Origin of the sequence: Dialister sp., from assembly GCF_036343215.1 — a bacterium.
GTDB lineage: Bacteria > Bacillota > Negativicutes > Veillonellales > Dialisteraceae > Dialister.
On sequence record NZ_JAZASU010000132.1, the window covers coordinates 1 to 3,927 of the forward strand.

At 47.0% G+C, this 3,927-nt stretch carries 3 protein-coding genes; all 3 read right to left on the reverse strand.

The features are described 5' to 3' along the window. Window positions 1–427 precede the first annotated feature (427 nt). Complete coding sequence (locus VZT47_RS09630) at window positions 428–982, reverse strand: NAD(P)H-dependent oxidoreductase (protein ID WP_330224750.1); 555 nt, start codon at window positions 980–982, stop codon at window positions 428–430. A 719-nt stretch (window positions 983–1,701) separates the two neighbouring features. Continuing rightward, window positions 1,702–2,712, reverse strand: a complete 1,011-nt coding sequence (locus VZT47_RS09635) for a DUF6765 family protein (protein WP_330224751.1) — start codon at window positions 2,710–2,712, stop codon at window positions 1,702–1,704. Between the two features lie 334 nt (window positions 2,713–3,046). After that, window positions 3,047–3,448, reverse strand: a complete 402-nt coding sequence (locus VZT47_RS09640; protein ID WP_330224752.1) for a pyridoxamine 5'-phosphate oxidase family protein — start codon at window positions 3,446–3,448, stop codon at window positions 3,047–3,049. Between the last annotated feature and the right edge of the window lie 479 nt (window positions 3,449–3,927).

Consider the following 3,927-nt stretch of genomic DNA (forward strand, 5'->3'; position numbering starts at 1 on the left):
AATGGCCAAATGCCGTAAGTCCGTAGACCAGGGTCTTTCCCAGATGTCATTAAGGAGGAACCGATGCATGGCTCCAAGGGTGAATCGTTGAAAAGTCGCAAATTACCTCTTGACAACGGTCACTTCATAACAGCAGTTAGCAGTTAGCCGTTAGCCTTTAGCCGTTAGCCTTTAGCCGTTGGCAGTTAGATTTCATGAAGACAGCGGCCTTTCACCCCGCCTGTACACAGTCTCCATAAATACTCCGCCGCATCAGCGGCAACACCTTCACGAATCACGAAAACCGCTAATGACTCGACTCTCAAATGGCACTCTGAGATAATCCCCATATATACTTCGCCGCGTCAGCGGCGCACCTTAACGAATCACGAAGAACGAACAACGAATCACGAAAATCGCTAATGACTCACTCCCAAGGCGCACTATGTTACAGAGACTTCAGCACCCCCGCCAGTTTCTCTCCGTGGGCCTTGCAGGCAGCGATGACCCTGTCTTTTACAGATTCAGGCATGACACCGGGAATATAAGCGCAGCCGTGGCTGTAGACCGGTTCCAGATATTCCATGCTGCAGAGAGCAGCGAGCTGCTGGAAGTTATAGAAGAAATCTTTCAGGTAATGGCCATTCGGACCACCCGGTACATACGCTTCCGTGGGAGAGCCGGTGGTGCAGGAAATGATGAGTTTCTTGCCTTTCAGAGCCGTTCCCGTAGAACCATAGGCAAAACCGTGAGCGAAAGTTTCTTCCACCCAGAGCTTCGTGAGGGCCGGATAGGAATACCAGAAAATCGGGAACTGGAAGACGATGACATCTGCATTCACCAGTTTTTTCTGATCTTCTTCCACATGGGGAGCAAAGCCTTCCTCGGAAAGCTTCAGTATTTCAATATCCGGGCACTTTTCCTTCAGCGTTTCCAGAATCGTCCTGTTGGCCAGAGATTTTCCCGGTGCGGGATGACCATAAACCACGAGAACTTTTGCCATAATAGACCTCCTTGCAATGCATAAGATCAGGCCCTTCCGACGGACCTTTGATTATATTGTATCATTTTTTCTTAGAGAGAAAAATCTTTCTGGCCGAAAAGGAAGCTTTATGAAGAGTAACTGTATGTAAAAGTTAGCAGTTATCAGTTATCAGTTCGCAGTCAAGGTGGCCCGCAACAAATAGAAAGCGGGCCATTTAAATTATTGCTAATAAGTGGACCAAATGAAAATATAAAAAATACCGCGCTTCCAATGGTGATGCGCGGCACAACCAACTGATAACTGATAACTATGAACTGATAACTTTTCATTACATGTTTATAATTTTCAGTTCGCAGTTCTTAGTTCCCAGTTCGCAGTCAAGGTGGCCCGCGACAAATAGAAAGCGGGCCTTCTTATAATATATGAATCATGGTCTGTATAGAAATATAAAAATGGGCGCCATCTTATTTTGGCGCTCACCTTAACTGATAACTAAGAACTGATGACTGATAACTTCCTGCACTATGAATCACTAACAGCTAACGGCTAAAGTCCAACACCTCATCAATGCCCCTCTTTCAGTTTTATCTTTAATCATCGGTCTGCCGATTGACAGAAATATAAAAATGGGCGCCCTATGACTTTGGCGCCCACCTTAACTGATAACTAAGAACTGATAACTGATAACTTCCCGCACTATGAATCACTAAACACTAACGGCTAAATGTTAACAAAAATCAATACACCGCCTTCAGCTTCAGCACGTCGATATCTTCATCGAGAAGCTTATCTCTCACCCAGTAGAAATGGTCATTGATTTCCTCATAGAAAGCTTTGCGGAAATCGGGATCCGCCAGGATGGTCTCCGGATCATAGGTGACCTCCCGGTCCCCGTCATCAAATCCTTGAATGCGGAAATAATTCTCATGGATCCGGCGGATCCATTCTTCGTAACGTTTATTGAAATCTTCATCCTTAATGTCTTTAAAGCAGTCCGTGAGCATGGCCTTCTGTTCGTCGGTTAGGCCCGTCACTTCTACGCAGGAGACCTGCTGGAGGATGCGGAATATTTCATCCGAGGCTTCCAGGAATTCTTCCCAGTTCTTCCGCCCGTCGGCAAAAAGGTCGCGGGTCTTCCACCAGAGGTAGGGACGGTCCGGACAATGGGCGGCCGCCACATGGCCCAGGGGATTGAAATCATTGATGAAATCGGAAACGGACTGATGATTGTCGATGAAGTCCTTCAGGAACTTTTCAATCGTCTCGCCGGAGGTATTGAAAATCAGGTTCTGCACCCGGTTGATGGCCGCATTGATGCCTGCGAAACCCTGATGAGCCCAGGTATCTGCAAAGACGTGAAGTCCCACGCCCAGACGGAAGGGGAAATTCCCGTTATCCAGGGTCGTCTCGAGGAGCCTGTCCCCAAGGGCTTTGGAAAGTTCACTGTGTTTCCGGCAGACCAGCTTTTCCTCCACCGTTTCTCCCTGAAGGCCGGGGAGGAAATGGAAAGGAATCCACACTTCGCAGTTTCCCTTGCCGGTAATATTGTTCCAGATATTCTGGGAAGAATAACGGATATCGATGCCCTGGGCAATGGCTTCCTTCTCCGCCTTGTCCGAGAATGAATTGTCATCCATATTATCATCCACAAACTGGGCGCTGGTGGCAATGATCTTCGAATTGGCGCTGCCGAAATCCGCCCACCGGGACAGCACATACATGGTACCGAAATGGTAATCAATATCCATAGTTCTTCCTCCTTTGATTTTAAGAAACCTTTATCGTTATTTTCTATCAAGTGGGGACGAATGTCAAACGGGAAATGGGATTGGCGTGGATGGCTGATTATAAAATAGAAATGAAAAACCGAAATTCAAAAGTTATCAGTTCTCAGTTATCAGTTCTCAGTGAAGGAAGGCCCGCATCAAATCAGAAGCGGGCCCTTTTATATACTGAAATCATATATAAAAGGGCGCCCATACGAAATTGGGCGCCCACATTCACTGTGAACTGCGAACTGATAACTGATAACTTCAATGCAAAGCCTTATTTCCTTCAGTCATCCTTCCTGCAATCCGGCCATCATTCTCCCAGCAGCACCTTCTTATTCTCCGGTCCCGGGGTAGTGACTACGATTTTCGACGGAGTGAGGATGATTGCTCCTTTGACGGTGGCGGTGCCGTGGAAAAGCTGTTCAGCCATGGCTTTGAACTTGTCCACAATCGGACCTTCGGTAATATATTCTGCCGGTCCCTTTGCCTGGTAGCCTTCCATGGTCTTCGGATCATAGGCGGAAACGGACATGCGATGGCTGGATTCTACATTGAGGACCGTCTGTTTCATGAAAACATCCCCTACGGCCAGTTTTCCATCTGGCAGGACAGCCTTGAAACCGACAGGAACTACATTGGGCCAGCCCTTCGTGCAGACCGTGGCGATGGACCAGATATTTTCTTCCAGAACTTTCTTTACATTTTCATCCATTGTGAATGACCTCCTTTGGATTTGCTGTATATATTGTAGTCTTCCACGACCTGGAAATAAAGAGGAATTCATTTGTCAGTTATCTGTTATCAGTTATTAGTTATCAGTCACCGGGTTCTTCGAGACTTTGAAATAACAGCGGTCTTCGAAACTTTGAATCGATCGGGAATCGGGGTGGCAGCGCGGTGCCAGTCAGGAAGGCGCCTTGAATTTAAATATAGTTATCAGAAGTATGTCCATTCCATTGAAATAACCATATATCATCAGGCCCGCTTCCAATTTTGACGCGGGCCTCCTTCACTGAAAACTAAGAACTGCGAACTGAGAACTATAACGCAAAAAAGCCGCTCATCACATGGTGATGAGCGGCTTTCAGGCACGAAAACAAGTCCTCCTGTAAATGAAGGACTGGAAGATAGAGCCGGGTTCCCAGAATTCCGGGACATACTGATCAATCGGCAGCAGAAATCGTAATGGGC

What these genes read in the sequence shown, in the direction of transcription:
- VZT47_RS09630 (WP_330224750.1), bottom strand. Translation starts at nt 982, where the DNA reads ATGGCAAAAGTTCTCGTGGTTTATGGTCATCCCGCACCGGGAAAATCT.
- VZT47_RS09635 (WP_330224751.1), bottom strand. Translation starts at nt 2,712, where the DNA reads ATGGATATTGATTACCATTTCGGTACCATGTATGTGCTGTCCCGGTGG.
- VZT47_RS09640 (WP_330224752.1), bottom strand. Translation starts at nt 3,448, where the DNA reads ATGGATGAAAATGTAAAGAAAGTTCTGGAAGAAAATATCTGGTCCATC.